This is a genomic window from Nocardiopsis chromatogenes YIM 90109 (genome assembly GCF_000341185.1).
Classification (GTDB): domain Bacteria; phylum Actinomycetota; class Actinomycetes; order Streptosporangiales; family Streptosporangiaceae; genus Nocardiopsis_A; species Nocardiopsis_A chromatogenes.
Genome location: NZ_ANBH01000093.1, coordinates 1 through 23,257, shown reverse-complemented (window position 1 = coordinate 23,257; position 23,257 = coordinate 1). Strand labels below are relative to the sequence as shown.

General features: G+C 70.8%; 27 protein-coding genes. 11 read left to right on the top strand and 16 right to left on the bottom strand.

Translation table 11 applies throughout. The features are described 5' to 3' along the window. Positions 1-55 precede the first annotated feature (55 nt). From D476_RS0109235 to D476_RS0109225, 3 genes are read left to right on the top strand one after another with little or no spacing between them, the layout of a single operon-like run. The gene (locus D476_RS0109235) at positions 56-997 is read left to right on the top strand and encodes a quinone oxidoreductase family protein (RefSeq protein WP_017623663.1); all 942 of its coding nucleotides are present in this window, start codon (positions 56-58) and stop codon (positions 995-997) included. Next, positions 994-1,629 (top strand): DsbA family oxidoreductase, encoded by a 636-nt coding sequence (locus tag D476_RS0109230; protein ID WP_017623662.1) that lies wholly within the window; start codon positions 994-996, stop codon positions 1,627-1,629. Before D476_RS0109235 ends, D476_RS0109230 begins: the two co-directional genes overlap by 4 nt. Continuing rightward, on the top strand, positions 1,626-3,092 hold the full coding sequence (locus D476_RS0109225; protein ID WP_017623661.1) for an MFS transporter: 1,467 nt from the start codon (positions 1,626-1,628) through the stop codon (positions 3,090-3,092). The genes D476_RS0109230 and D476_RS0109225 overlap by 4 nt, the downstream gene beginning before the upstream one ends. A gap of 64 nt (positions 3,093-3,156) precedes the next feature. Here D476_RS0109225 and D476_RS32645 read toward each other — a convergent pair whose 3' ends face one another. Next, the gene (locus D476_RS32645) at positions 3,157-3,966 is read right to left on the bottom strand and encodes an SURF1 family cytochrome oxidase biogenesis protein (protein WP_338036236.1); all 810 of its coding nucleotides are present in this window, start codon (positions 3,964-3,966) and stop codon (positions 3,157-3,159) included. Positions 3,967-4,084: 118 nt separating this feature from the next. Then, positions 4,085-5,197, bottom strand: coding sequence for a chaplin family protein (locus D476_RS0109215; RefSeq protein ID WP_017623659.1), 1,113 nt, complete (start codon positions 5,195-5,197; stop codon positions 4,085-4,087). Positions 5,198-6,108: 911 nt separating this feature from the next. Here D476_RS0109215 and D476_RS0109210 point away from each other — a divergent pair. Continuing rightward, positions 6,109-7,182 (top strand): CapA family protein, encoded by a 1,074-nt coding sequence (locus D476_RS0109210; protein ID WP_017623658.1) that lies wholly within the window; start codon positions 6,109-6,111, stop codon positions 7,180-7,182. A gap of 68 nt (positions 7,183-7,250) precedes the next feature. Here the strand turns inward: D476_RS0109210 and add are convergent, their stop codons facing one another. After that, positions 7,251-8,306 carry an adenosine deaminase gene (add, locus tag D476_RS0109205; protein ID WP_017623657.1) on the bottom strand — a complete coding sequence of 352 codons (1,056 nt, stop codon included), beginning with the start codon at positions 8,304-8,306 and terminating at the stop codon, positions 7,251-7,253. A 226-nt stretch (positions 8,307-8,532) separates the two neighbouring features. Between add and D476_RS0109200 the strand changes: the two genes are divergently transcribed. The 3 genes from D476_RS0109200 to D476_RS0109190 all read left to right on the top strand — a co-directional run bounded on the left by D476_RS0109200 (position 8,533) and on the right by D476_RS0109190 (position 10,257). After that, positions 8,533-9,126 carry a dihydrofolate reductase family protein gene (locus D476_RS0109200; protein WP_017623656.1) on the top strand — a complete coding sequence of 198 codons (594 nt, stop codon included), beginning with the start codon at positions 8,533-8,535 and terminating at the stop codon, positions 9,124-9,126. Between the two features lie 117 nt (positions 9,127-9,243). Continuing rightward, positions 9,244-9,807, top strand: a complete 564-nt coding sequence (locus D476_RS0109195; protein WP_017623655.1) for a TetR/AcrR family transcriptional regulator — start codon at positions 9,244-9,246, stop codon at positions 9,805-9,807. Between the two features lie 63 nt (positions 9,808-9,870). After that, positions 9,871-10,257, top strand: coding sequence for a tautomerase family protein (locus tag D476_RS0109190; RefSeq protein ID WP_017623654.1), 387 nt, complete (start codon positions 9,871-9,873; stop codon positions 10,255-10,257). 19 nt (positions 10,258-10,276) lie between these two features. On the opposite strand, the gene D476_RS0109185 is transcribed toward D476_RS0109190, so the two are convergent. Then, positions 10,277-11,221: a fatty acid desaturase family protein gene (locus D476_RS0109185; protein WP_017623653.1), complete on the bottom strand. Its 945-nt coding sequence runs from the start codon at positions 11,219-11,221 to the stop codon at positions 10,277-10,279. 380 nt (positions 11,222-11,601) lie between these two features. Between D476_RS0109185 and D476_RS35540 the strand changes: the two genes are divergently transcribed. Continuing rightward, positions 11,602-11,820, top strand: coding sequence for a hypothetical protein (locus D476_RS35540; RefSeq protein ID WP_017623652.1), 219 nt, complete (start codon positions 11,602-11,604; stop codon positions 11,818-11,820). A 124-nt stretch (positions 11,821-11,944) separates the two neighbouring features. On the opposite strand, the gene D476_RS0109175 is transcribed toward D476_RS35540, so the two are convergent. Both D476_RS0109175 and D476_RS0109170 read right to left on the bottom strand, forming a co-directional pair. Then, positions 11,945-12,592, bottom strand: coding sequence for a dihydrofolate reductase family protein (locus D476_RS0109175; RefSeq protein ID WP_017623651.1), 648 nt, complete (start codon positions 12,590-12,592; stop codon positions 11,945-11,947). Positions 12,593-12,698: 106 nt separating this feature from the next. Beyond that, a complete protein-coding gene (locus D476_RS0109170; protein ID WP_017623650.1) occupies positions 12,699-13,574 on the bottom strand; it encodes a LysR family transcriptional regulator in 876 nt (291 codons plus the stop codon). A gap of 102 nt (positions 13,575-13,676) precedes the next feature. On the opposite strand from D476_RS0109170, the gene D476_RS0109165 reads away from it, so the two are divergent. Next, complete coding sequence (locus D476_RS0109165; protein WP_017623649.1) at positions 13,677-14,168, top strand: GNAT family N-acetyltransferase; 492 nt, start codon at positions 13,677-13,679, stop codon at positions 14,166-14,168. A 66-nt stretch (positions 14,169-14,234) separates the two neighbouring features. Here the strand turns inward: D476_RS0109165 and D476_RS32635 are convergent, their stop codons facing one another. From D476_RS32635 to D476_RS0109125, 8 genes are all read right to left on the bottom strand, one after another. Continuing rightward, positions 14,235-14,594, bottom strand: a complete 360-nt coding sequence (locus tag D476_RS32635; RefSeq protein ID WP_017623648.1) for a hypothetical protein — start codon at positions 14,592-14,594, stop codon at positions 14,235-14,237. A 368-nt stretch (positions 14,595-14,962) separates the two neighbouring features. Further along, positions 14,963-16,144 (bottom strand): DUF418 domain-containing protein, encoded by a 1,182-nt coding sequence (locus D476_RS0109155; RefSeq protein WP_017623647.1) that lies wholly within the window; start codon positions 16,142-16,144, stop codon positions 14,963-14,965. Positions 16,145-16,299: 155 nt separating this feature from the next. Beyond that, positions 16,300-17,313, bottom strand: coding sequence for a methyltransferase domain-containing protein (locus tag D476_RS0109150; RefSeq protein ID WP_017623646.1), 1,014 nt, complete (start codon positions 17,311-17,313; stop codon positions 16,300-16,302). 19 nt (positions 17,314-17,332) lie between these two features. After that, the gene (locus tag D476_RS0109145) at positions 17,333-17,749 is read right to left on the bottom strand and encodes a lasso peptide biosynthesis B2 protein (protein ID WP_017623645.1); all 417 of its coding nucleotides are present in this window, start codon (positions 17,747-17,749) and stop codon (positions 17,333-17,335) included. After that, entirely contained in the window at positions 17,746-17,970 is a 225-nt protein-coding gene (locus D476_RS0109140) for a PqqD family protein (protein WP_083939462.1), read from the bottom strand. Before D476_RS0109140 ends, D476_RS0109145 begins: the two co-directional genes overlap by 4 nt. Before the next feature lie 44 nt (positions 17,971-18,014). After that, on the bottom strand, positions 18,015-19,790 hold the full coding sequence (locus D476_RS0109135) for an albusnodin/ikarugamycin family macrolactam cyclase (protein WP_017623643.1): 1,776 nt from the start codon (positions 19,788-19,790) through the stop codon (positions 18,015-18,017). 74 nt (positions 19,791-19,864) lie between these two features. Then, positions 19,865-20,005, bottom strand: coding sequence for a lasso RiPP family leader peptide-containing protein (locus D476_RS37335; RefSeq protein WP_017623642.1), 141 nt, complete (start codon positions 20,003-20,005; stop codon positions 19,865-19,867). Positions 20,006-20,178: 173 nt separating this feature from the next. Further along, positions 20,179-21,024: a helix-turn-helix domain-containing protein gene (locus D476_RS0109125; protein WP_017623641.1), complete on the bottom strand. Its 846-nt coding sequence runs from the start codon at positions 21,022-21,024 to the stop codon at positions 20,179-20,181. Between the two features lie 133 nt (positions 21,025-21,157). Between D476_RS0109125 and D476_RS0109120 the strand changes: the two genes are divergently transcribed. Continuing rightward, positions 21,158-21,721: a DUF6879 family protein gene (locus D476_RS0109120; RefSeq protein WP_239648646.1), complete on the top strand. Its 564-nt coding sequence runs from the start codon at positions 21,158-21,160 to the stop codon at positions 21,719-21,721. After that, positions 21,718-21,918, top strand: a complete 201-nt coding sequence (locus tag D476_RS0109115; RefSeq protein ID WP_017623639.1) for a DUF397 domain-containing protein — start codon at positions 21,718-21,720, stop codon at positions 21,916-21,918. Before D476_RS0109120 ends, D476_RS0109115 begins: the two co-directional genes overlap by 4 nt. A gap of 74 nt (positions 21,919-21,992) precedes the next feature. Here the strand turns inward: D476_RS0109115 and D476_RS0109110 are convergent, their stop codons facing one another. Continuing rightward, the gene (locus D476_RS0109110; protein ID WP_020380443.1) at positions 21,993-22,181 is read right to left on the bottom strand and encodes a DUF397 domain-containing protein; all 189 of its coding nucleotides are present in this window, start codon (positions 22,179-22,181) and stop codon (positions 21,993-21,995) included. Positions 22,182-22,204: 23 nt separating this feature from the next. Further along, entirely contained in the window at positions 22,205-23,086 is an 882-nt protein-coding gene (locus D476_RS0109105) for a helix-turn-helix domain-containing protein (protein WP_017623637.1), read from the bottom strand. Positions 23,087-23,257 lie beyond the last annotated feature (171 nt).

Sequence of the window (23,257 nt, the reverse complement as noted above, 5' to 3'; positions counted from 1 at the left end):
GTCATCGCCTCCCCGGCGCAGGGCCGGGGAGCATGGCGGAGAGGCGGGATCGGCCATGAGCAAGGTTGTCGTGTTCCACGAGCCGGGCGGACCGGAGAAGTTGGCGGTCGTCGACACCGACGCCCCTGACCCCGGCCCCGGCGAGGTCCTGATCCGGGTGATGGCCGCCGGAGTGCAGCCGTTCGACATCGCCGTCGTCGAGGGGTGGCTGCCCCTGGCGGCCGACGGCCCCGACTACCCGCGCACCCCGGGCAACGAGTACGCCGGGGTCATCGAGGCCGTCGGTGCGGGCGTCTCCGGGTTCGCGCCCGGCGACGAGGTACTGGGGTTCAACGTGCTGGGCTCCTACCGCGAGCACGTCTCCATGCCCGCCGACCAGGTCACCGCGAAGCCGCCTTCGATGCCCTGGGAGGTCGCCGGAGGCTTCACCGCCCCCGCCCAGACCGCGCACATCGCCCTCCAGGACATGGGCCTGTCCGAGGGCGAGACGCTTTTGGTGCACGGTGCCGCCGGGGCGGTCGGCACGATCGCCGTCCAGCTCGCCCGGCACAGGGGCGCCACCGTCATCGGCGCGGCACGCGAGGCCCGACACGCGTACCTGCGCTCGCTCGGCGCGATCCCGGTCGCCTACGGCGAGGGCTTCACCGAACGGGTCCGCGCCCTGGCGCCGGGGGGCACCGTGCACGGCGCCGTCGACGGGGTCGGCGGGCAGGCCCTCGACGCGACGCTGGAACTGGTCGCGGTCCACTCCCGGATCTTCACCCTCGTGGACCACGCCAAGACCTCCGACCTTGGCATCCGTACGGTCCCGCCGAAGCGCTCCGCCGCGCGGCTCGCCGAGCTGGCCGACCTCTACGCACAGGGCAGGCTGCACGTCCACATCCACGCGGAGTTCCCCTTGGAGAAGGCGGCCGACGCGCACCGCTTCCACAAGCGGGGCGGTGTCCAGGGGAAGATCGTCCTGACCACCGACGCCCTGCGGGAGGCCCGCGCATGATCGGCGTCGACATCTGGTTCGACATCGTCTGCCCCTGGTGCTGGATCGGGACCCGCAACTGGGCCGCCGCCCTGGAGCGCTTCCCCGCCGCCGACCGGGTGGAGGTCCGGTGGCGCGCGTTCGAGCTGCGGCCGGGCGGCCCCGACGTTCCGGGGCGGCGCCTGGCCGAGGTCATGCGGGCCGAGTGGGGGTTCGACGACGCTCAGGCCGAGGCCGTCGTCAAGCGGGTACAGGCCGGGGGCCGCACCGTCGGCCTGGACCTGGACCCGGAGAACGTGCGCCCCTTCGACACGTTCGACGCCCACCGGGTGGTGCGTCTGGCGGCCGAGCAGGGCCTCGCCGAGCCCGTGGTGGAACGCCTCTTCCGCGCTTACCACGTGGACCATGCCGACCTGGGCGCGCGCGGGACACTGACCGATACCGCCGCCGAGGCCGGGCTGGACCGCGCCGCCGTCGAGGACATGTGGAGCTCCGGCGCCCGCTCCGAAGGCGTGCGGGAGGACCGCTCCCTCGCCGCCCGGACAGGCGTCACCGCCGTCCCGTCCTACCGGGTGGGCGGCGGACGGGCCGTCTCCGGCGCGCTCTCCCCCGACGACCTGCTGTCGCTCCTGCACAGGGGAGCGCGGACGTGACCACGCCTCAAGGTACGTCCGGCGAGGCCCCCCGGGACGGGCCCCGGGCCCCTTCCCGGCGCACCGTCGCCGCCGTGTCGCTCGGCCTGATGCTCGGCGTGCTGCTGTCGGCCCTGGACCAGATGATCATCGCCGCATCGCTGCGCACGATCGCCGACCGCCTCGGCGGTTCCGAGATGCAGGCCTGGGCGATGTCCGCCTACCTCGTCACGTCGGTGGTCGCCACCCCGATCGCCTCCAAGCTGTCCGACATGTACGGGCGGCGCCCCCTGTACCTGGCCGCGGTGGGGGTGTTCCTCATCGGATCGCTCCTGTGCGGGCTCGCGCCGAGCATGCCGTGGCTGTCGGTGTTCCGCGCCGTCCAGGGCACGGGGGCGGGCGGGCTCATGGCGCTGGCCCTGGCGATCCTGGCCGACCTGCTGCCGCCCGAGCGCCGCGTGCGCCACCAGGCGTGGCTCGGCGCCTCGTTCGCGGTGGCGAGCGTCGCCGGGCCCGTCCTGGGCGGCTTCTTCGCCGACGCGCCGACCCTGCTGGGGCTCGCCGGGTGGCGCTGGGCGTTCCTGGTGAACCTCCCCGTGGGCCTGGCCGCGCTCGCCCTTGTCGAGGCGGCCCTCCGGGGCCCGAGCCCCCGGCCGCGGGGGCGGGGGCGGCGGGTCGACGTGCTCGGGGGCGCGGCGCTGATCCTGGCCGTGGTCCCCGGCCTACTGGCGGTGGAGTTCGGGGACGGCTGGGGATGGGCGTCCGCGCCGACGCTCGCGGCCCTGGGCGCGGCGGTCGCCGGGACGGTCCTGTTCGTCCGGACCGAGCGGGCGATGGGCGACGACGCCCTCCTCCCGCCGCGCCTGTTCCGCGCTCCGGCCTTCACGGCGGTGAACGCGGTCAATCTCGCGGCGGGGGTCGGCATCTTCGGCGGCCTGCTCCTGCTCCCCCTGCACCTTCAGGAGGTCCGGGGTATGGGCCCGACAGGGGCCGGGCTGATGCTGGTGCCGCAGACGGCGGCCATCATCGTCGCCGGCCGCGTCGTCGGCCCCTTGGCGGTACGGGGATGGGACCACCGCAAGCTGCTGGCGGGGGCACTGGCCGTGATGGCCTCGGCGACCGTCGGGTTCTCCTTCATCGGCCCCGGCACTCCGCTGTGGACGGTGGGGGCGATCGCCGCCGCGATGGGGCTGGGCACCGGGGTGTTCTTCCAGGTGGTGATGGTCGCCCTGCAGGACGGGGTCCCGCCGGACGACGTCGGTGTGGCGAGCGGGCTGTTCACGTTCTTCCGGCAGATCGGCGGGACGGTCGGCACGGTCGCCTTGGGGGCGGTGGCGTTCGCCGGGGCGGACCCGGAGCGATCCATCGGCACGGCGTTCCTGGTAGCGGGCGGCGTCCTCGCCACAAGCGCGCTGATCCCCCTGGTGGTGCTCCCCCTCGTCACACGCCGGCTCCACGCGCATGGGGCAGCGGGCCCAGAGTGATCGGAGCCCGTCCTGTCCGGCCCGGGAACTCCGATCGGCTCGGGTCCCGGGTCGGATTTCCGGCTCAGTCGCCTCCCGTCCGGACTACCGCTTCCTTGGGGGTCTCCGTCTGCGGCTCCCCCGTCGGAGAGCCTTGTTCCGCGTCGCGGACCTCGCGGCGCATCAGGAACACCCACCCCACGACCGCCGTCACGGTGAACACCCACCACTGCACCGCGTACGACAGGTTCATCCCGGTGTTGGTCTCCGGGGCCTCCACGCGTTCGGGCGCCGGGTCGGATGCCGGGTCCTGCTCGGTCAGGTCGCCGTACCCGCCATAGACCGGGTAGGGAAGGTCCTCGGCGATCGCGTCGACGTCGATGAGCATGATCTGCCCCTCGGGCAGGCCCTCCCGTACGCGGACGCCGGTGTTCTCCGGGGTCTCGCTGTAGTGCAGCCGCGCGGTGACGGTGACCTCGCCCTCCGGGGCGGGCGGCACCTCGGGTTCGGCCGTCGACGACGGGGGCTGCTCGATCCACCCCCGGTTCACCAGCAGCGCGGTGCCGTCCCCGGTCACCAGGGGGGTCAGCACGTGCAGCCCCACCCCCCGGGAGCCGTCCCGGTTGCGCACCAGCAGCTCGTTGTCCGAGTCGTAGGTGCCGGTCGCGGTCACCCGGCGCCACCGGTCCTGCGGGTCGATGTCGGCGCCGACCGCGTCCAGCTCCCGCACCGGAACGGGCGCGGCGGCGAGGTTCTCCTCCTGGAGCCGAGCCGCCGCCGACTTCTCCTCCCACCGGTCCAGCTGCCAGAACCCCAGCCAGATGAAGGAGGGCACGACGACCAGTACCAGCGCGTGGAACGCCAGCATGCGCTTGGACAACAGGACTCGGTGCACGTCTTCGAGGCTATGAGATACCCCGGGCCGCCTCGCATCGGCCCGGGGTTGCGCGCGCGGGCCCGCCCCCGGGGCGGGCCCGCACCTCATGCCGCGGACGGTCGCCCGTCCGAGGCGCCTAGTCGGCGGCGTGCGCGGCGGCGCGGCGCTTCTTGCGCGCGATCGCCATCGCGGCCCCGCCGCCGCCGAGGGCCGCGACCGCCGCGGCCACCAGGCCGCCCAGTGCGACGCCGGTCACGGGCAGCAGGTCGTCCTCGGCCGAGACCTGCGAGGCCAGCTCCTTCTTCGAGTCGTCGCCGGAGCCGCCGTCCGCGCCGTCCTTGCCCGGGCCGCCGGACTCGCCGTCCTCGCCGCCGTCCTTGCCGCCGTCGGACCCGTCTCCGCCGTCGGAGCCGTCTCCGCCGTCGGACCCGTCGTCGCCGTTCTGGTGGTCCTTGTCGTCGTCCCCGCCGTCGGAGCCGTCGGAGCCGTCGTCACCGTCACCGCCGTCGTGGTCCCCGTGGCCGACCTTCTCCAGGCACTCGGCCTTCGCGACGCCCAGGACGGAGACGGCGTTGCCGCAGATCTCCACGGCGGCGTCCACGGGGATGTTGACCTGGTTGCCCGAGGCCACGCCGCCCGACCCGTCGGTCTGCGGCGCCTCCTCGTTCTCCGGGGACGTCTTGATCACGTTGACGACGGTGGTGCACTCGGCCTTCGAGGTGCCCAGCACCGCGACCGAGTTGCCGCAGACCGTGATGGCCGCGTCCACGGGGATGTTGATCTGGTTGCCCGAGGCCACGCCGCCGGAACCGTCCGTGGACGGGCCGGAGGACCCCTCGGACTCGTCGGCGAGCTTCTCGACGACCTTGGTGCACTCGGCCTTGGACACGCCTCCGATCGCGGCCGAGTTCCCGCACACGTCGAGCGCCGCGTCCACGGGGATGTTGATCTGGTTGCCCGAGGCCACGCCGCCGGAACCGTCCGTGGACGGGCCGGAGGACCCCTCGTCGGAGGAGGCGTAGACCGCCTTGGCGACCTCGGTGCAGTCCGCCTTGGAGATGCCCAGCACCGACAGCGCGTTGCCGCAGAGCTCGGCCTCCACGTCGGCGGGGACGTTGATCTGGTTGCCCGAGGCCACGCCGCCGGAGCCGTCGGTCACCGGCCCGGCCCACGCGGCGGTGAGCGGAGCGGCCGCGAAGCCGGCGGTGAGCAGCGCGAGGGTGGTCGTGGTGGTCAGCCGCTTGCGCATATCGAGGGATGGCCTTTCACGAGTGACTACACAGAGTGAACGTTCCTTGCCGCAGTGCACGCAGTAGCGGGTGCGATGAACCGTCGACACGACGGCCCCCAGGGAGCCCGCCCGCGGCGCATCCGCCGTGCGGGGTGGATGCGGGGCCGCGAACGGCGGGCGGGGCCGCCCTTTCCGTTGCGTGGCAACGCTAGAGGAGGCGCCCCGCGCTCGCCGGGGGTTTTCGTAAATTAACGAGGTTGCCGCGCACACACACCGTATGTCCGTTACTACGCTCAGCAACGATATGCAGGGTGAGGCCCGGTTTTCGGGCGACCTCGAATCCGTCGTGAACGCGGTTTTTTACCTCCGCTTTCCCTGGAGAAGCCCCGCCACGAATCAGACTTTCCCGACGAAAACCTATCCCCGTCCGAGAACAGAAATAGCCCCCGGAATGCGGATCACATCCGCATTCCGGGGGCACCCCGGCCGCCCCAGGTGCAGGTGGAGGGGCGGCCGAGAGCCAGAGGGGCCGGGCCCGGACCCCCGGACCCTTCGCCGCGCCCGCGTCCGAGCGGATACCGCTCCCGCACCCGGCCACGCGGTTCTTCACGGCGACGGCGCCCCACCCTAGGGCATAATCTTGACCAATTCAAGAAAATGACCGCATCCAGAAAGGTGCCGCGACCGCCGCCCCGACCGGCCGCACCCCGGTAACGATCGGCGCTCCGCCCCGTGAAGACTTGAACACGGTTCGCAACTCTGCGTGGTTATAGCATCACCCGGCGCATACGGTTCCCGCACCGCCGGTGGCCGCGACCGGCCGTACACCCCGACCCGTACGAACACGTCCCACCGGGGAAAGGGCCACGGGCGGCGAACGCGGACCCCCGCCGGCGTCCCGCCCCAGAATCGCGAAGTGTGGACCGCCTATGAAGCGAACGACGGCAACCGCCCTCCTCCTGTCCGCCTCCCTCACCGCGTCGTGCGGCCCGACCGCCGGCGACCTGGAACGCGCCGACACCGGCCCCTCGGCCGAGCCCGAGGAACCGGCCAAGGCGCCCTACACCATCGCCTTCGGCGGCGATGTGCACTTCGAAGGGGCGCTCCGGGAGCGCCTGGACGCCTCCCCCGACACGGCGCTCGGGCCGATCGCCTCCCGGCTCTCCGAGGCCGACCTGGCGATGGTGAACCTGGAGACCGCCGTCACCGGCGGCGGCACCCCCGCCCCCGGCAAGCAGTTCCGGTTCCGCGCCCCGGCCACCGCCTTCGACGCCCTGGATTCGGCCGGGGTGGACGCGGCGACGGTCGCCAACAACCACGGCATGGACTTCGGGCCGGACGGGCTGGAGGACACCCTGGCCAACGCCGAGGCCGCCGGGTTCCCCCTGGTGGGCGCGGGCCGCGACGAGGACGGCGCGTACGCGCCGCACACCGTCGAGCTCGGGGGCGACACCATCGCCCTGCTCGGCGCGACGGACGTCCTGGACGCGCACCTGATGGAGCAGTGGACGGCCAGGGGCGACCGGCCCGGCCTGGCGTCGGCGAAGAACGACATGCAGGACCGGCTCGTGCGCGCCGTCTCCGACGCGGCGGAGACCGCGGACGCCGTCGTCGTCTACCTGCACTGGGGACTGGAAGGCGACCACTGCCCCCTGCCGCACGCCCCCGAGCTGGCCCAGCGGCTCCTGGACGCGGGCGCCGACGCCGTGGTCGGCGGGCACGCGCACGTGCTGTCCCCCGGCGGGTACGCACCCGGCGGCTACGTCCACTACGGCCTGGGGAACTTCGTCTTCTACAACCACAACGGCCCGACGGCGCAGAGCGGGGTGCTCACCCTGACGCTGCAGGACGGCGAGGTGATCGGCGACGAATGGGCGCCCGCGCGCTTGGAGGGCGGCGTCCCAGTGCCCTATGAGGGCGAGGCCGCCGAGACCGCCACCGCACAGTGGGAGGAGCTGCGGACCACCTGCATGGTGGGGCTGTCCGCCGTCGCCTCCGGGTGACGGGGTGCGGTGGCGGGCTGCACCGACGGAGCGCCCGGCCTGGTCGGACCGGGCAGGCGCGCCGCCCCTCAGGCCGTGTGGCGCGCGAGGACCTCGTCGATCTCGGCCTTCAGGCCCGACTTCCGGGTGTCGTCCAGGTAGGAGGCGTCCACGCCGTTGCGGGCCAACAGCGCGAGGGTGGACAGGTCCAGCCCCAGGCGGTGGGCGGTGCGGTACTCACCGGTGAGGTCGGTGCCGAACATCGTCGGGTCGTCACTGTTGAGCGTGGTCAGCAGCCCGGCGTCGAGCATCCGGGGCAGCGGGTGGTCCCCGATGGCGCCGATGGCACGCGTGCGCAGGTTGGAGGTCGGCGACACGTCGACCGGGACCCGCTCGTCGCGCAGGCGCGCCACCAGCTCCGGGTCGGCCATCGCCTGGATGCCGTGCCCGATGCGCTCGGCCGCCAGGCCGTCGAGCGCCTCGTACACACGCTGGACGCCGCCGACCTCACCGGCGTGGGGGAGGCTGTGCAGACCGGCCTTGCGCGCGCGGGCGAACAGGTCGGCGAACGGGGCGCGGGCGACCTCCATGCCGCCGACGCCGAACCCGACGACGCTGTCCGGGCCGTGGGCGAGCGTCGCCTCCAGTGTCCTCTCCCCGCTCTCCACCCCGAAGTCCCCGGGGAAGTCGGGGATCCAGCGCAGCTCGATGCCGTGGTCGCGGGCGGCCCGCGCGCGCCCGCGCTCGATCCCGGCGAACACCGTCTCGGCGGAGACGCCCCGCATCAGGTGCGCGTACAGGCTGACGTGCACCTCGGCGTAGCGGACGTTCTGGGCGGCGAGCGTGTCGGCGACGTCCCCCGCGAGCAGGGCGAAGTCCTCCTCGGTCAGCAGGGTCGCGACGGAGGCGAGGTAGACGTCGATGAAGTGCGGGAAGTCGGTGAAGGCGTACCAGTCCCGGACCGCGTCCAGGGAGGAGGGCAGCCCCTCGACCCCGTTGCGGCGCGCCAGCTCCAGCAGCGTCTCCGGCTTCATGGAGCCTTCGAGGTGCACATGGAGCTCGACCTTGGGCAGCTCGCGGACGAAGGCCTCGGCGGGCTCGGGGAGGGGGGCGAACGGCCGGTGCCGTTCCGTGGAGGGGACCATGCGGGAACGGTACCCCCGCGCCGCCGGGAGTGGCGAGGGCGGCAGGGCTTCCCACGGCACCGGAGTCCCCGTAGGCTCTCCCGACACCGCACGGCTTCACATCACCCCAGGTCATGACAGAGTCACCGGGAGAATTCCCGCGAATCGGGCCCGTCGGCCGCGATGAGTTCCGGCCCGTCCCCCGGTCTTCACTGTCGAGACTCCGAACGGAAGAGAGGCGAGCCCCATGCGGATCCTGGTCATCGAATTCATCAGCCTCGACGGCGTCGTGCAGGCCCCCGGCGGCCCCAAGGAGGACACCGACGGCGGCTTCGCCCACGGCGGGTGGACCTTCCCCTTCTTCGACGAGGAGGTCGTCGGCGGCTCGTTCGACGGTGCGACGGCCGAGGCCGACGCCCTGCTGTACGGCCGCCGCACCTGGCAGACCATGGCCGCCGCCTGGCCGGAGCGGGCGGGCGACCCGCTCGCCGACAAGCTGAACGCCATCAAGAAGTACGTCGTCACCGACACCCTGGACGAGTCCGACCTCACCTGGAACAACAGCACGCGCATCCCGGGCTCGGAGGCGATCGCGCACATCCGCGGACTCCGCGGGGCCGAGGGCCGCGACCTGGTCGTCATGGGCAGCCCGAGCCTGGTGCGGGCCCTGCTGGGCGAGGGCCTGGTGGACGAGCTGCGGCTGGTGCAGATGCCGGTGCTGCTCGGCGGCGGGAAGAGCATCTTCCCCGAGGACGGCGGGAAGCAGGAGTTCGAGCTGGTGTCGGCCACGACCAGCCCCAAAGGGGCGATCGTCGGCGTCTACCGCCGCGCCGGGAACTAGTCCGGGGGACCGCCCCCCGCGGCGGCGCACACCCGCACCACCCGGGCCGGGGACGGCGCATGCCGTCCCCGCCCCTTCGCCTTGCCTCTGTACCTACTAGTATGTACGGTAACGGCCATGGACACCAGGGAACGCCTCATCGCAAGCGCCCGGGAGCTGCTCTGGGAACGCGGCTACGTGGGCACCAGCCCCAAGGCCGTCCAGGCGCGGTCCGGCGCCGGGCAGGGCAGCATGTACCACCACTTCCGCGGCAAGCCCGACCTGGCGCGCACCGCGATCGAGCGGACCGCCGCCGAGCTGCGCGAGCGCGCCGAGGCCGAACTGGGCGGGCCCGGTACGCCGGTCGAGCGGATCACCGCCTACCTGCGGCGCGAGCGCGACGCGCTGCGCGGGTGCCCGGTCGGCCGCCTGACCCAGGACCCGGACGTGGTGGCCGACCCGGAGCTGCGGGAGCCGGTCGAGCGGACCTTCGCCTGGCTGACCGGCCGCATCGCCGGGGTGCTGGAGGAGGGCCGGGCCGGGGGCGAGGTGGTCTCGGACATCGCCCCCGAGGCGGCGGCGTCGGCGCTGGTGGCGGCCGTGCAGGGCGGTTACGTGCTCGCGCGCGCGGCCGACTCCCCCGAGCCGTACACGCGCGCCGTGGACGGGGCGCTCGCCCTGCTCGCGGGCCACCTGCGCTGAGCCCGTCCGCCCCTACGCCCCCTGGCGGAGCGTCCCGCCCGCCCGAAACGATCGGAGCCTTCCATGCCCTTCGTCCGCATCGACGCCCTGAAGGCCGGACCCGAGCGCCTCGACGCGCTGGGCCGTGCGGTCCACGACTCGCTCGTCGAGGTCGTCGGCGTGCCCGAGAACGACCGCTTCCAGGTGCTCACGAGCCACGACGGCGTGCGGAGCACGGTCTGCTACGACGACGAGTACCTGGGCGTGCGGCACGACGACGACCTGGTCTTCGTCTCCCTCACCATGCGTTCGGGGCGGCCGCCCGAGCTGAAAAGGGCCCTGTACCGGCGGATCGCGCAACGCGCCTGGGAGTACGCGGGCACGGAGCCGCGCAACGTGTTCATCGGGGTGACCGAGAACGAATCGGTCGACTGGTCGTTCGGCGACGGCGTGGCTCAGTACGCGCCGTGAGCCCGCGCCGCCGCCCCCCTTAGGCCGCCTCCCGGATCGGCGCTCCGGCGCGGTGGAGGTGGGCCAGGGCCTCGGCGTGGGAGCGGATGAACCCGGTCTCGTGGTAGGGGACGCCGATCTCCTCGCAGTAGGCGCGCACGATCGGCTGGGCGCGGCGCAGGCTGGGGCTGGGCATGCTCGGGAAGAGGTGGTGCTCGATCTGGTAGTTCAGGCCGCCCAGGGCGATGTCGGTGAACCACCCGCCGCGGACGTTGCGCGAGGTCAGCACCTGTTTGCGGAGGAAGTCGAGCTTCTCGCCCTTCTTCAGGGTCGGCATCCCCTTGTGGTTGGGGGCGAAGATGCAGCCGAGGTAGACGCCGAACAGGCCCTGCTGGACGGCGATGAACGCGACCGCCTTGACCGGGTCGAGAACGGTGAACACGGCACCCAGGTAGAGGACGAAGTGCGCGGCGAGAAGGGCCGCCTCGGTCCCCTTGCGCTTGGTCGTCGGCCGGAAGAGCGCGCGCACGCTCCCCACGTGCAGATTCAGGCCTTCCAGGAGCAGCATCGGATAGAAGAGGAATGCCTGGGAGCGCCCGACGAGCCGCGGCAGCCCCTTCGCGGCACGCGCCTGGTCCTGGGACCAGACGAGGAGGTCGGGCTGGACGTCGGGGTCGAGCTCCTCGTGGTTCGGGTTGGCGTGGTGGCGGGTGTGCTTGTCCTGCCACCAGGCATACCCCAGGCCGATGCCGAGGTTGCCGACGAACAGCCCGACGTTCTCGCTCAGCCGGCGGCCGGAGAAGATCTGCCGGTGCGCCAGCTCGTGGGCGACCAGGCCCACCTGGCCGAAGACCGCGGCCAGGGCCACCGCCGTGGCCAGCTGCCACCAGGAGTCACCGAGCAGCGCGAACGCGGCCCAGGCGGCGGCATAGGCGGCACCGGTCAGGCCCAGGCGGATCGCGAAGTAGCGCGGTGTGCGCTCCATCAGCCCCGCCTGCTCGATNNCCGCTCCCCCCCCGCCGCTGTCGCCGTCCCCGTTCGGGTCGCGGACATGTACGGCTCCCAGGTTTCGGGGTGAAGTTCTCATGACACGACTAACCTATGCGCAGGCAGAGGCAACATGACATGGCGCACGCACGCCGGTCCGCGGGGGTGCAGGCTCCACCCCCGGCCGGCGATCGCGCATGGAGAGGGTGCGGCCGCGATTCGTCGAGTTCCACCCGTCCGCGGGCAGGGGGTGCTCCGAGGGCGGCTACGGCATCGAGGCGCTGGCCATGCGGCACACGGCTGGCCCTGGGCTACCGGATCACCGGCGCGGACGGCGCGCGGCCGGGCTGCACCGGCGGCACGGTCCGCTGCCCCTCCGTGGACCGGCTGGCCGCCGGGTGCCCGGTGCTGGTGCTGGACGCGCCGTCCCCCTGGGAGGGGCGTTTCGGCCACATGGGGCCGGAGGACGCCGAGGCGGCCGCGGGCCAATGGCCAGAGACGACGCTGATGGCCACACACCGCGACGACGACGTGGTGCGCGCGGAGCACGCGGACTTCGCCTTCCCCGACGACGGCGACGTCTTCGATTCGAGGTGACCCCGCAGGGCCTCCAGGGCGGTGGCGGGTCCATGCCCGAGCAGCGCAGGCCCGGGACGGCCCCGGTTCTGGGAGTGGATCTCTGAGCCGTGCGAACCGGGTGCCCGACCGGGCGGGGCGCCCCTCAGTCGCGCCAGAAGATGTGGTGGGTGACCCCGCTCGCGCTGGGGACGGCTTCGTGGTGGTAGCGGTCCTCCAGGTCCTCGGGGGCGTCCCACAGGCGCAGGCCCTCCCCGATCCTCACCGGGTTGACGACCACGTGCAGGGTGTCGACGAGCCCCGCCTCCAGGAACTCCTTGATGGTCGTGACCCCGCCGCCGAGGCGGACGTCCTTGCCCCGGGCGGCCTCCTTCGCCTGCTCCAGGACCTCGGCCGGTTCGCCGCCGACGAAGTGGAACGTGGTGTCGGACAGGGTGAACGACGGGCGCGGGTGGTGGGTCAGGACGAACACGGGGGTGTGGAAGGGCGGCTCGTCGCCCCACCACCCCTGCCACTCGTGGTCCTCCCAGGGGCCGCGCTGGGGGCCGAACTTGTTGCGCCCCATGATCTCGGCGCCGATGTCGCGGGAGAAGTCGCGCGTGAAGTAGTCGTCCAGGCCCCGGCTGCCGCCCGGGTCGGTGCGGTTGGGCCAGCTGGCCGTGGCCCCCGCCCAGGCGAACAGCTTCTGCGGCTCGATGTCCCCGCCGAAGGGGCGCTCAAGGCTCTGGTCCTCACCTGCGGCGATCCCGTCGCTGGAGATGGTGAAGTTCTGGACCTTCAGCAGTTGTCCCATGTGCTCCTCCTCGGCGGCCGGCCCGCGTGCCCGGCGACGGTACCGCCGGGCGATGACACTGATGGGACTTCCGGGGACGGAGGGACTCATCGGTCCGGCCCGCCCGTCACCGCCGACCGATGAAGGCCTCCACCAGGGGGCGGTCGTCGGCCCGCCGCGTCGCCATCAGGATGTGGCTCTGCGTCGGAGGCCCGGCCAGCTCAACGCGGCGGGCGCCCCTCGGGAGCCGGTCCGTCACGCTGTACGGGGCGATGGTCACGCCGAGCCCGGTCGCCACGAACATGATGATCGTGTGCCAGTTCGAGCACTCCTGCGCGACCTGGACGTCCACACCCGCCCGGCGCAGCGGTGCCGTGTTCACGTCGAACGCGTGCGGGCCGTAGGAGCGCGGGAACAGGATCAGCGGGTCGGCCGCCAGGTCCGCCGCCTCCGCGCGCTCCTGCCCGGCGACCGGGTGGTCCGCGGGGACGACCGCGACGAACCGCTCCGACGCCAGGGGGAGCAGGTCCACATCGTCGCGTTCCTCGGCGTCGCGCACGATTCCGACGTCGACCGTGCCGTGCTCCAGGGACGCCAGCACGTCGACCGTGAAGCCGTCGTGCAGTTTGACGTGCACGTCGGGGCGGCGCCGGGCGAACGCGCGCAGGCGTTCGCTGAGGATGACGACGGCCGAGGAGATGAAGCCGATGTCGATCCGCCCGGCCTCGCCGCGGCCGACACGGCCCGCCTCGTGCAGGTCGGCCGCCAGGCGCCCCAGCAGGTCCCGCGCGCGCGGCCGGAACGCCGCCCCGGCGTCGGTCAGGCGCACACTCCGCGAGGTGCGTTTGAACAGCTCCACCCCGATGAGCTTCTCCAACTGCCTGATCTGCTGCGACAGGGCGGGCTGGGCGATGTGCAGCCGCTCGGCGGCGCGGCCGAAGTGCAGCTCGTCGGCGACGGCCAGGAAGTACCGCAGGTGGCGGAGTTCAACACGCTGATCCATCGGTGCAGCCTATCGATCATGCAAGAACGTTGTATTGGACATATGGGTGGTGGAGAGACGAGGCTGGCGGCACCGCCGATGGAGATGCAAAGGAATCACCTCATGCCGCACACCACCGCCTCGGTCGAGATCTCCTCGATCGCCTCGCAGCAGGACGCCGACGCCTTCCGCGCGCTGAACGAGGAGTGGATCACGCGCCTGTTCAGCATGGAGGAAGGAGACCGGGTCCTCCTCGGGGACCCTTTCGGCCACGTCGTCGAGCCGGGAGGGGACGTCCTCCTGGCCCGCGATGAGGACGGCACCGTCCTCGGGGGCGTGGCCCTGCTGCGCTACCCGGACGACGTGTTCGAGCTGACCAAGATGGGCGTGCTCCCGGCCGCGCAGGGGCGGGGCGTGGGGCGCCGCCTCGTGTCGGCGGCGATCGCCCGCGCCCGTGAGCTCGGCTGCACGCGCCTGTTCCTCGGCTCGCACAGTTCACTGGCCCCGGCCATCCACCTCTACGAGGAGGCCGGGTTCGTCCACACCACCCGCGACCGGCTGCCGTTGGACGGCCAGTACTACGACCGCGCCGACGTGTTCATGGAGCTGAAGTAGCGGATTCGCCGCCCCGGTGCCGTGCCTGTTCCTGGCCCGATCGCGCTGCCGCCGCGGGTGGTCGGGTCATGACGACCTCGACAGGAGGGCCAACGCCTCGGCGATGTCGTCGACGCCCGTGATTCCCAAGAATGCGAATGCGGCCACGACGATTCCCGAAAGCACGATCCAATATTCTTCCCAGGACATCCTCCCCCGCTGCACCTCTTTACGGAACAGCTCGGCGACCGAAATGAGTACAGCACTGGGACCAAACGCCAGAGCGACCGTGATGACCACAGACATCAGATCGTCAGGTCTAGTGTTCCCGATGTAGTGCATGTATTTCGCCAATGCGGATATACCGAGGACGACCCCCGGGGGCACCCAGAGCCAAGTCAGGTTCTCGCTGATCTGCTCTTTATGCTCATCGTCGCGGTCGGCCATGCGCTCAGCCCGCCCATGTGGACAATGCGGCCTCCTCGGAGCACGGAAGGAGGAAGGCTCAGGTACGAGTGGAGACGAACTCGGGAACCCGTTCCGGCCGGGGCGCATCCGAGGCTGGGGCGAACGGCTCCGCCGTACCTGGTGTCATACCGGGCCTGCCGGTCGCCCACGGAGTCTCGCGATGCCCGCTCGAATGCCGCCGTGCCTGCCATGAGGTGACGTTAACGTCCCTCTCTCTCGGGGGATACGGGACGACCGCTTTCGGTCAGGGCTGGCGGAGGCCGAATAAACGTCCGCGCGACGCTGCGAACGGTCGGTGTGCGGCCGTCCCCATGGACGGCCGCACACCTCAACCCCACGTCCGCCCGCTACGCGGCCTTGCCGTGTTCAGCTCCGTAGGTGAGTCGGCGGAGCGCCACCTCCGCCGGGCCCCGCATGTCCGCGCGGCGCATCAGGTCGGCGAGCACCACCGTCGCCGCCCACACGGCGATGCCGATGCCGACACCGACCGCGGTGGAGACCTCCAGGCCCAGACCGTAGGAGGCGAACAGCACCGCCCAGGCGACCGACTGCAGCAGGTAGAAGGTGAGCGAGCGCTGCCCGAGCGCGGCCAGCGCGGTCGCCACCGGGCCGGGGCGGGGGCGGCGCGAGATGCGCACCGCGACCAGGGCGATGAGCGCCGCGTAGCCGAAGCCCCCGGCGAAGCCGGTCACCTGGTGCAGCAGGGCGACCAGGCTGGCGGCCAGCGGGGTGGGATCGGCCCACATCCCGTTGCGGACGAGCGCCTCGGGCAGCCCGCCGAGGACGGCGACCGGGATTCCGACGGCGGCGGTGCCGCGCAGCAGCGGCAGGTACCGTTCCGGGGCCTCCAGGAGGCGGCGCCGGGCCGCCCACATGCCGATCAGGAAGGGGAAGACGGTGGCGGCGCCCATGAAGGCGATCATGAAAGGCCACATGGTGAGGCGGAAGAGGAGTTCACCGGCGACCCCGGCGGGGATCTCCGGCGTCATGGCCGCTCCGTCACTGGCGATACGAGTGGCGAAGACGAACACGGCGGCGACGGCGAGGGCGGCGAAGGCGGTGCGCAGGAGCCCTCGGTCGGACACCCGGAGCGTCCCGACGAAGACGAGGGCGAGCAGGCCGTAGACGGAGAGGATGTCGCCGAAGAACAGGAGCGCGACGTGCACGGCGCCGAAGGCGACCATCCACAGGCCTCTGCGTCTGAGCAGCTTGCGCGTCCAGGGCCAGTCGCGGCCCTGCTCGGTGCGGCGGCGGTGGATCTGCGCCAGCCCGTAGCCGAACAGGGCGGCGAACATGGGGTAGCCGCGCAGGTCGGCGAAGACGGCCATGGTTCCGGTGGCCAGCCGGTCCCACAGGCCGCTGATCTCGCTGCCGACACCGGTGGAGATCTCGGCGAACAGGTGGGCGTGAGCGGTGGCGATCACGAGGAGCATGACACCGCGCGCCAGGTCGGGGGCGAGCGAGCGCTGGGAGGAGGGGAGCGCGCCGGTACCGGTCGGCGCCTGCTCGGGGGTCCGGGTCGGTGACATCGGATTTCCCGTCCATGAGGGGGCCGCCCCGCACGGGGCGCTGACACCGACGAAACTAGGACCTGAACTTCGATTAAGGTAAAGAGATAGTGGAGGGTGACGGACGTCACCCTCCAGTGGCGGCGTGCCCTTCCCGACCGACCTCACCAGGATTCTCAAGCCCGGCAACGGATCGTCGCCCGCCATCCCCCCTCTGCAGGAACGGCATCGACGGGAAGGCTTTCCGTCTCCGGCCTGCCCGCCTGCTTCCACTCCTCCACGAGGTCGCACAGACGCTTCAGCGCCGGTGAGTCAGGGGCGTCGGCGATGATCCGGGCGTCCGGAAGCACCCCCATGACCGCGATGTGGTCGCCGTCGACGACCCCGTATCCGACCCGGTCCCCTAAACCGGCGGAGACCAGGCCCTCCGGGCTGCGGGCGATGAGCCACATGCGCAGATGGTCGGTGGTCGGCCAGTCCAGGCCATCGACGGCGTCATGCAGGGGTGAGCCAACGAGGGTGCCGAGCAGCTCGGCGGCGCGCTCGGGACGGTCGTTCAGCCACGGCGCCGAGAGGTAGGCGTCGGCCTCGGTGTCCCGCGCGGCGGCATCGTCGGCCTCGAAGCGTTCGTTGTCCGGCTCGGCCATCCGGACGTACGCACCTCGGTGCAGGCGCAGGTGGGCGGGGCGCCCCTCTGCGACAGTGAAGGAGACCATCGCCGTGGAGTAGGTCATGGCCGCCATGGCGAGGGGGTGGAGGACACGGCCGCCTTCCGCCGTCTGTCCGACCCACGTCCTGGGAATGCGGTCGGGGGTGGTCCAGGCGACGATCCGATCGAACGGGGCGCGCTCGGGGACTCCGGCGATCCCGTCGCCGCTGATGGAAGCGATGTTGGCGTAGCCGGCCTCCTGGTGGAGCGCGTCGGCACGGTCGATGAGCGAGCCGCGGATGTCCATGCTGACCACGGAGCCTTTGGGCCCGACGAGTTCGGCCAGTAGCGCGGCGGACATCCCCGATCCGGTCCCGATCTCCAGAACGCGCATGCCCGGCCGGACATCGAGCACACGAAGGTGCCGAGCGATCACTGCGGCAGGCGTGGTGTGGACGACCGCGCGCCCGTTCTCGCCGCGATAGTGGACCTCGTCCACTGCTTCGACGGCAGCGTCGACGGCGTCATGGGTGTGGATCATCCGGGTTCCTCCGAAGGTGTCAGATACGAATCGCGGCATACAGGGGCCGATCGGTGGCCCCGTCTTCTCTCACCGGCCTGCCCTGAGCCTCGACCCATGCGTGGGGTTCGCAGGGGCTGAAGCGAGACCCAATGCACCAGGTGAAACGGCGGCGCAGCAGGACGCCTGTCAGGTGCGCCGCCAAGGAGTTCTCCAGGCAGGCCGCCCGGCCTGGGTAATGGCGCGCCACACGGTCAAGCGCCGCCAGTATCATTTCGGCCTCTTCGGTTCCCGCGAAGCGCGGCGTGACCACCGCTCCTGCCCTGGCCAGTGCCAGGCAGACCCGCAGTGGGAACAGGCGCAGAGCCGCGAGCGCGATCACGAAGCCGACCATGGCGGTGGCGAGGTGCCCCGGGGAGGACGGGGGCGGAGCAGAGTCGAGTCTCCTTACTCTCATCGGCCCCCACCACCGTCAAGGACCAGGAGCTTGCGGGTGAGGAGATCTTCCGCCAAGGCCCGAGTGTCGATCTCCACCATGGCCGGATCAACCCGGTAGTGGTCGGCGACGGCCGTGGATGCCTTTTCAGCGTCGCCGTCGGCGGACAGGTGGGCCCATATGCAGGCGGCTGTCGAAGAGAGAAAGGTCCATCGCCCACGGCCCCGCACGTCGAGAAGCATCGCTCCGTGCTCGCAGACGACCGTGTACACATGACGGCTCGGCCTCACTCGCAATGCGCTTCTCCGCTTCCGTTCTCGACTCCACGAATCCACATCTCGAAGGCGACCACGGCCTCCAGGGCGGCGAACCTGCCGGGCACGCCCGCCGCCAGGCGGTCGAGTTCCGCCTGTGCGGCGGCACCGTCGACGATCCCGTTCTGCTCTAGCCGGGAGTCGCTGAGCATGACGCGAAGACGGGGAGCGTTGGCGCGTAGTCCGGCCAAGGCGATGCCGTCATAGGCCCCCTTTGTGGTCCGCCGAAGAACGGCCTCGGGGACCGTTCTGGCCATGGCCGCACACAACAGTGGTTTCTGGGCCCGCAGATCCGCGCGTTGATGAGGGGGAACCGACAGGGAGGCGCGCACGACGCGGCCATCGAGAAAAGGAGCGTGGACGGGAAGCCCTATCGCGCGTTGAAGTGCGGCCAGCTCGGCCTGGTAGGCACCGTATTCACGGGCTTCGGCCCAGGCCCTGCGCTGAGCGACCTCGGACTGGGGGACGCGTGTGGTCTCAGCGGCTGCGCGCAGCCGCTCGGCCACCTCCCGGCGCGCCGAAGGGGTCAGCAGCACCGCGGCCCCCATCCCCCCGGTCCACGTGAAACGGTCAGCAGCGCCGCGCCTCGGCCCTGGCCCGGCGTCAGTGACCTCCACCTGGTCCGCCAATCGGCGAAGCCCTTCGTCATAGGAGGTGCGAGCCAGCCGAACAGCGCTTCTCGCCACGCCGTGAACAGGCAAGTGGCGTAGACGGGCGAAAGCGGAAACATGTGCGGCGAAGTCGCGCCTCCGGCGCAGCCTCCATAGCTCGGCGAGGGAGAAGGGAGGCGGCGAGAGCAGGGTATCGGCGCCTGAGCCGGTGAGGTGGGCCTTCGCAGCGAGCTCACTCGACCGGCGCGCGGCCTCTCGGTGGATGGCCCACCTGGGCGCGTCCGTATAGGGCTGGTCGGTCACCGGCGCCGCCTCCAGATGATCGAAGAACCGCCCCATGCCGACGCTCTCGTGGACCAGCCCATCTAATTCTTCTGCGGCGTGTCGAGCATAGTCGGAGTCATCACTGCGGTCGGCCGGATCCACACGGGTCAATGCGACGACTTTGTCCGTGAATCGGGTGGCGAGGGCGGTGACGGTGGTGGAATCCAGGCCGCCTGAGAGGTCGCAGGTCACCGTTCCGCCCTCGCGGACACGCACCTCGACCGCTTCGGAGAGGGCGTCCTTGAACTCGTCCACAGCTCCGTCGAATTCGACGACGGCCGTCTCGTTCTCGTAGACGGCCACCGAGGCCCCATGGCGTTCGAGGATCAGGGCCGTCCCAGGCCGAAGGCGGTTCACCCCCGTGAATGCGGAGCGGTCGGCGATCACTTCAGGCACAAGGGGGCACGTGAGAAGTGCGGCCAAGGCCGTGTAGTCGACATCGGTCCCCGTCTTCCGTTGCAGGCAGCGGGCCGATGTCGACCAGACGACGCCGTCACGGGCACTGCTCCAGTAGACGGGACGGGAACCGACGGCGTCACCGACGACGACGGTCCGCCCAGGGCGGTGGGCGAGGACCCAGTAGGAACCGGGCCATCGCGTCAATGCCTCCCAGTCTTCACGGTCGAACGCCGCCGAGGCGGCGGCGAGGGCGGCGTCCTTCGCATAGCAGTCGCCGACCACCGCGATCTGGAAGGTGCCCTCACCCGCCGTGCGCACGGAGCCGGATCCGTGCACGCGCACCGGTATCGACGACTCCCACACCGGGGTGCCCCCGATCGCGGGGCCACCGAGGACGCTCCCTGTCAGATGCATGCCGTACACCTCACAGAAGCAGGTACGTCGGAGCCGCCGCCCAAAGGGATTGCAGGGCCGCGGCCCGACGGGGATCACTCGAAGTAGCGGTTCTGGTCCTTGGTGTCCTCGGCGAACTTGCCGAGTGTCGCTTCCGGAACCGACCCCATGTCCACCACCATGGGCGACTCGTAGGCGTCCGGCGGTTCTGCGGGTCCTGCGGTCTCGGGCTCCATGCCGACCTCCTCGATGCTGGAACCTCGGATGGCCGACCGGTCGGTGACCGACCGATCGCAGGCGTCCTCTGCGAGCGGAGAGGAGCACACCCAACTCACTGAAGACTTGATTGAGACTAAAGCGCGACTCACAATCGAGTCAAGCGGCCGTCCCTGCCGTCGGTTCGGGGCGACTACGGAAGGGCCGCAGCGACGTCCGCGATGAAGGTGCGGCTGTCGGCTTCGGTCAGGGCGTGCTCGCGCAGCACGGCGTGGATCGAGCGGTACTGGTCGACTTCGTCGGGCTCGGTGATGACGAGCTCACGGGTGAAGGTCTCCACGATCACCGTCGAGTCGTCCGCGCTCTCGTAGAGCAGGAAGCCGTTGTTCTGACGTTGCCCGAACCCATGCGCCAAGGTGAGTACGCGCAGCTCGACGTTGGACAGTGTGCTGACGGCCAGTAGACGGTCAGTCTGGGCCGAGAGAAGCGATGCGTCGAAAGGGTGCCAGCGCAGGGCGGCCTCCGTGATCACGAAGCAGAAGCGCTTGTCCGTGCGGTAGAGGACCTCTTGGCGCTGCATGCGCGCGGCGACGGCGGCGGGCACGTCCTTGGTCGTGGACGCGTCAGCCAGGGTCAGGACCTGCCGCGCGTATTCGGCGGTCTGAAGCAGGCCCGGGACGAGGGAGGGCTGGAACGACAGCACCTCACTGCTCCGCTCTTCGAGCGCTCCGACCTGCTGCTGCCGCTCCTTGAGGCCCTGGGCGTGAACGGCGCGCCAGTGGCGGGACTCCACTAGCGCCGCCTCTGTCAGCTCCGCGGCCTGTTCGCGGACGTTCAAGGGGACTCGACAGGCGTCGAGCCACTGCTCGACGTCGCCGACTGAAGGACGGGTCCGGCCGTTCTCGATCTTGGAGACCTTCGACTGCGACCAGCCCAGGTCCCGGGCCAGTTCGTGGCCGGACAGCCCGCGATCGAGGCGGGCGGTGCGCAGGAGCGAGGCGAGGCGGCTACGCGCCCCCTGTGTTCTGGCGCTTTCCACGACCCTCTCAGTCCGAGTCTCAATTCAGTCGAGAATTATTCCCGACTTCTATCATAGTCTGTGCGCGAACGGGGTAATGCCAAGACTAGCGTGCCCGACCACCCCCTTCCCAAGGAGCACGGCCGTGACGATCATGTCCGTGTCTGAGTTCCGAGAGGTCTTCGACAGCTTCGAGCACCAGATGTTCCGGCTGGAGTCCCTGGACCACTACATCGCCGAGAACGAGCGGGAGCCGCTCGAACGCTTCCGCGCGGGCCTAGCCCAGGACCCGGCGTGGCGCCGCCCGTGGGCCGGCACCATCGCGGCGATCAACGCCCGGGGCGCGTCCATCGGACGGGTCCACGTGGTCACCGAGCCGCTCACCGAGTACGTGACCTTTGAGATGACGTGCGCCTACCCCGCGAGCGTCCAGGCCGGGGAGGATGTGCGCATCCTGCCCCGCTCCACCGCCGAGCGGCTCGGCGTGCCCTGTGAGGATTTCTGGCTCCTCGACGGCACACGCACGGCGCGCATGGCCTACGACGAGGTCGGCAACTGGCTCCATGTCGACCTGACCGATGATCCGCAGGTCGTACAGGAGCATGTCCGCTTGCGGGAGCTCGTCCGAGCCGAGGCGACTCCGCTCTTCGACTACCTGTCCGGCGCAGGGATGGAGCCTGCACCCGGTTCGCTTCTCACCCCTCAGGAGCAACAGTGACCGAGAACCCGTTCACCGACTCCGAGTTCTTCAAGTCCGGTGGAAGCGGGGACAAGGGATGCGTTGAAGCCGCGATCACGCGCCGTGTTCCCGATCGGGTCGGCCTGCGCGACTCCAAGAACCCGCAGGGCACCGTGCTCATCCTCCGGCCGGGCGAGTGGGCGGCGTTCGTCCGCTACACCGAACGGGCGTCCTGACGGCACTGAGCGACACTGGTGCGGGTCCCCATCGGGGCGGCCGCACCGGTAGAAGCCACGGGGCGCGGCAGGGGTTAGAAGGCGTCCCGCTTGGCGGCGCCGACGAAGGCCCGCCACTCGGAGGAACCGAAGAACAGAGCACCGAGGTCACGATGCCTGGTGTCACGCACCGCACTCACACCAGGAGCGTCAGCGACTTCCACGCAGTTGTTGCTGGTGGCGGCACTGTAGCTGGACTTCTTCCAAATGCCGTTCAGGTCCATGGGGGTTCTCTAATCTGTGCAGGCTAGCCGGTGAGGGAGGCCAGGAGGCTATTTGACCTCTCGACCGATTCGGCCGATGCCTGAAGCCGATCGAACACTAGTCTATAGCGCTCGATCTGCTCCTCCTCTTCGAGGTACAGGCCGTCCTGGTCGGCCTCGATATAGACGATGGAATCCGTCTCCGAGAAGACCAGAAGGCTGAACTGGAAGCCGGCGGCCGCGTGTGCACCGACATCGAACGGGAGTACCTGGAGGTCGACGTTGGGGCGCTGATTGACGTCGATGAGGTGCATGATCTGCTTGCGCATGACCTCCTCCCCGCCGACCTTCCGCCGTAGAGCGGCCTCATCGAGGATCATCCACAACCGGGCCGGATCAGCGCGCTCCATCAAGGAGCGCTGGCGCTCCAAGCGTGCTTCAATGCGCTTGACCTTCTCGTCCTGCGTGGATATGAGTCCCGCTGAACTCTCCATGAGAGCGGCCATGTAATCCTCGGTCTGGAGCAGCCCGGGGACGATCGAGGCACTGTACTCGTATACCGCAGCAGCCTCGGCCTCAAGCCCGATGAAGGGGCCCGCGAAGACGTTCTTATAGCGATACCACCAGCTCTTCTGCCTTGACTCCCTCGCTATCTCCGCCAGGTTGTCGGTTTCTTCCTCCGCCACCTGATAGAGCCTGCACAGGGCGATGACGTCCGACGCCTTGATCCGCTGGAGCCGACCGCCTTCCAGGCGATGGATCTTGCCTCTGTCCCAGCCCATCCGAGAGGACACCTCGTCCTGGGACATGCCGACGGCACCCCGGAGGCGCTTGAGCTCCCTGATCAGGTGCCTCCGTCGCACTGGCCCTCCGCCGCTCATCGCCTCCTCCTCAGGGTCTTCGCGCTGGTTGGCTACGGCGATCATACGGACCTCCAGCAGGAAACCTCGCGTTTCAGGATAATGCCCCCAATCATAAATGCCCCCGTTGCATTTTCTAATCTCACGGTGCATGCTAGCGGTCACTGGTCGTACCGGCGCCGCCACCGGCGGCGCACGAACCCCGTGGGGGCTCCCATGTCCGCCTCGTCCCGCACA

Excerpts from the sequence above, each read along its gene's own strand:
- D476_RS0109235 (WP_017623663.1), top strand. The coding sequence starts at position 56 with ATGAGCAAGGTTGTCGTGTTCCACGAGCCGGGCGGACCGGAGAAGTTG.
- D476_RS0109185 (WP_017623653.1), bottom strand. The coding sequence starts at position 11,221 with ATGGAGCGCACACCGCGCTACTTCGCGATCCGCCTGGGCCTGACCGGT.
- D476_RS0109175 (WP_017623651.1), bottom strand. The coding sequence starts at position 12,592 with ATGGGACAACTGCTGAAGGTCCAGAACTTCACCATCTCCAGCGACGGG.
- D476_RS0109105 (WP_017623637.1), bottom strand. The coding sequence starts at position 23,086 with ATGATCGCCGTAGCCAACCAGCGCGAAGACCCTGAGGAGGAGGCGATG.
- add (WP_017623657.1), bottom strand. The coding sequence starts at position 8,306 with ATGGTCCCCTCCACGGAACGGCACCGGCCGTTCGCCCCCCTCCCCGAG.
- D476_RS0109135 (WP_017623643.1), bottom strand. The coding sequence starts at position 19,790 with ATGCATCTGACAGGGAGCGTCCTCGGTGGCCCCGCGATCGGGGGCACC.
- D476_RS0109215 (WP_017623659.1), bottom strand. The coding sequence starts at position 5,197 with ATGCGCAAGCGGCTGACCACCACGACCACCCTCGCGCTGCTCACCGCC.
- D476_RS0109120 (WP_239648646.1), top strand. The coding sequence starts at position 21,158 with ATGTCCGTGTCTGAGTTCCGAGAGGTCTTCGACAGCTTCGAGCACCAG.
- D476_RS0109210 (WP_017623658.1), top strand. The coding sequence starts at position 6,109 with ATGAAGCGAACGACGGCAACCGCCCTCCTCCTGTCCGCCTCCCTCACC.
- D476_RS0109165 (WP_017623649.1), top strand. The coding sequence starts at position 13,677 with ATGCCGCACACCACCGCCTCGGTCGAGATCTCCTCGATCGCCTCGCAG.
- D476_RS0109195 (WP_017623655.1), top strand. The coding sequence starts at position 9,244 with ATGGACACCAGGGAACGCCTCATCGCAAGCGCCCGGGAGCTGCTCTGG.
- D476_RS0109150 (WP_017623646.1), bottom strand. The coding sequence starts at position 17,313 with ATGATCCACACCCATGACGCCGTCGACGCTGCCGTCGAAGCAGTGGAC.
- D476_RS0109170 (WP_017623650.1), bottom strand. The coding sequence starts at position 13,574 with ATGGATCAGCGTGTTGAACTCCGCCACCTGCGGTACTTCCTGGCCGTC.
- D476_RS37335 (WP_017623642.1), bottom strand. The coding sequence starts at position 20,005 with ATGGAGCCCGAGACCGCAGGACCCGCAGAACCGCCGGACGCCTACGAG.
- D476_RS32635 (WP_017623648.1), bottom strand. The coding sequence starts at position 14,594 with ATGGCCGACCGCGACGATGAGCATAAAGAGCAGATCAGCGAGAACCTG.
- D476_RS0109145 (WP_017623645.1), bottom strand. The coding sequence starts at position 17,749 with ATGAGAGTAAGGAGACTCGACTCTGCTCCGCCCCCGTCCTCCCCGGGG.
- D476_RS0109110 (WP_020380443.1), bottom strand. The coding sequence starts at position 22,181 with ATGGACCTGAACGGCATTTGGAAGAAGTCCAGCTACAGTGCCGCCACC.
- D476_RS0109200 (WP_017623656.1), top strand. The coding sequence starts at position 8,533 with ATGCGGATCCTGGTCATCGAATTCATCAGCCTCGACGGCGTCGTGCAG.
- D476_RS0109140 (WP_083939462.1), bottom strand. The coding sequence starts at position 17,970 with ATGCTTCTCGACGTGCGGGGCCGTGGGCGATGGACCTTTCTCTCTTCG.
- D476_RS0109155 (WP_017623647.1), bottom strand. The coding sequence starts at position 16,144 with ATGTCACCGACCCGGACCCCCGAGCAGGCGCCGACCGGTACCGGCGCG.
- D476_RS0109230 (WP_017623662.1), top strand. The coding sequence starts at position 994 with ATGATCGGCGTCGACATCTGGTTCGACATCGTCTGCCCCTGGTGCTGG.
- D476_RS0109190 (WP_017623654.1), top strand. The coding sequence starts at position 9,871 with ATGCCCTTCGTCCGCATCGACGCCCTGAAGGCCGGACCCGAGCGCCTC.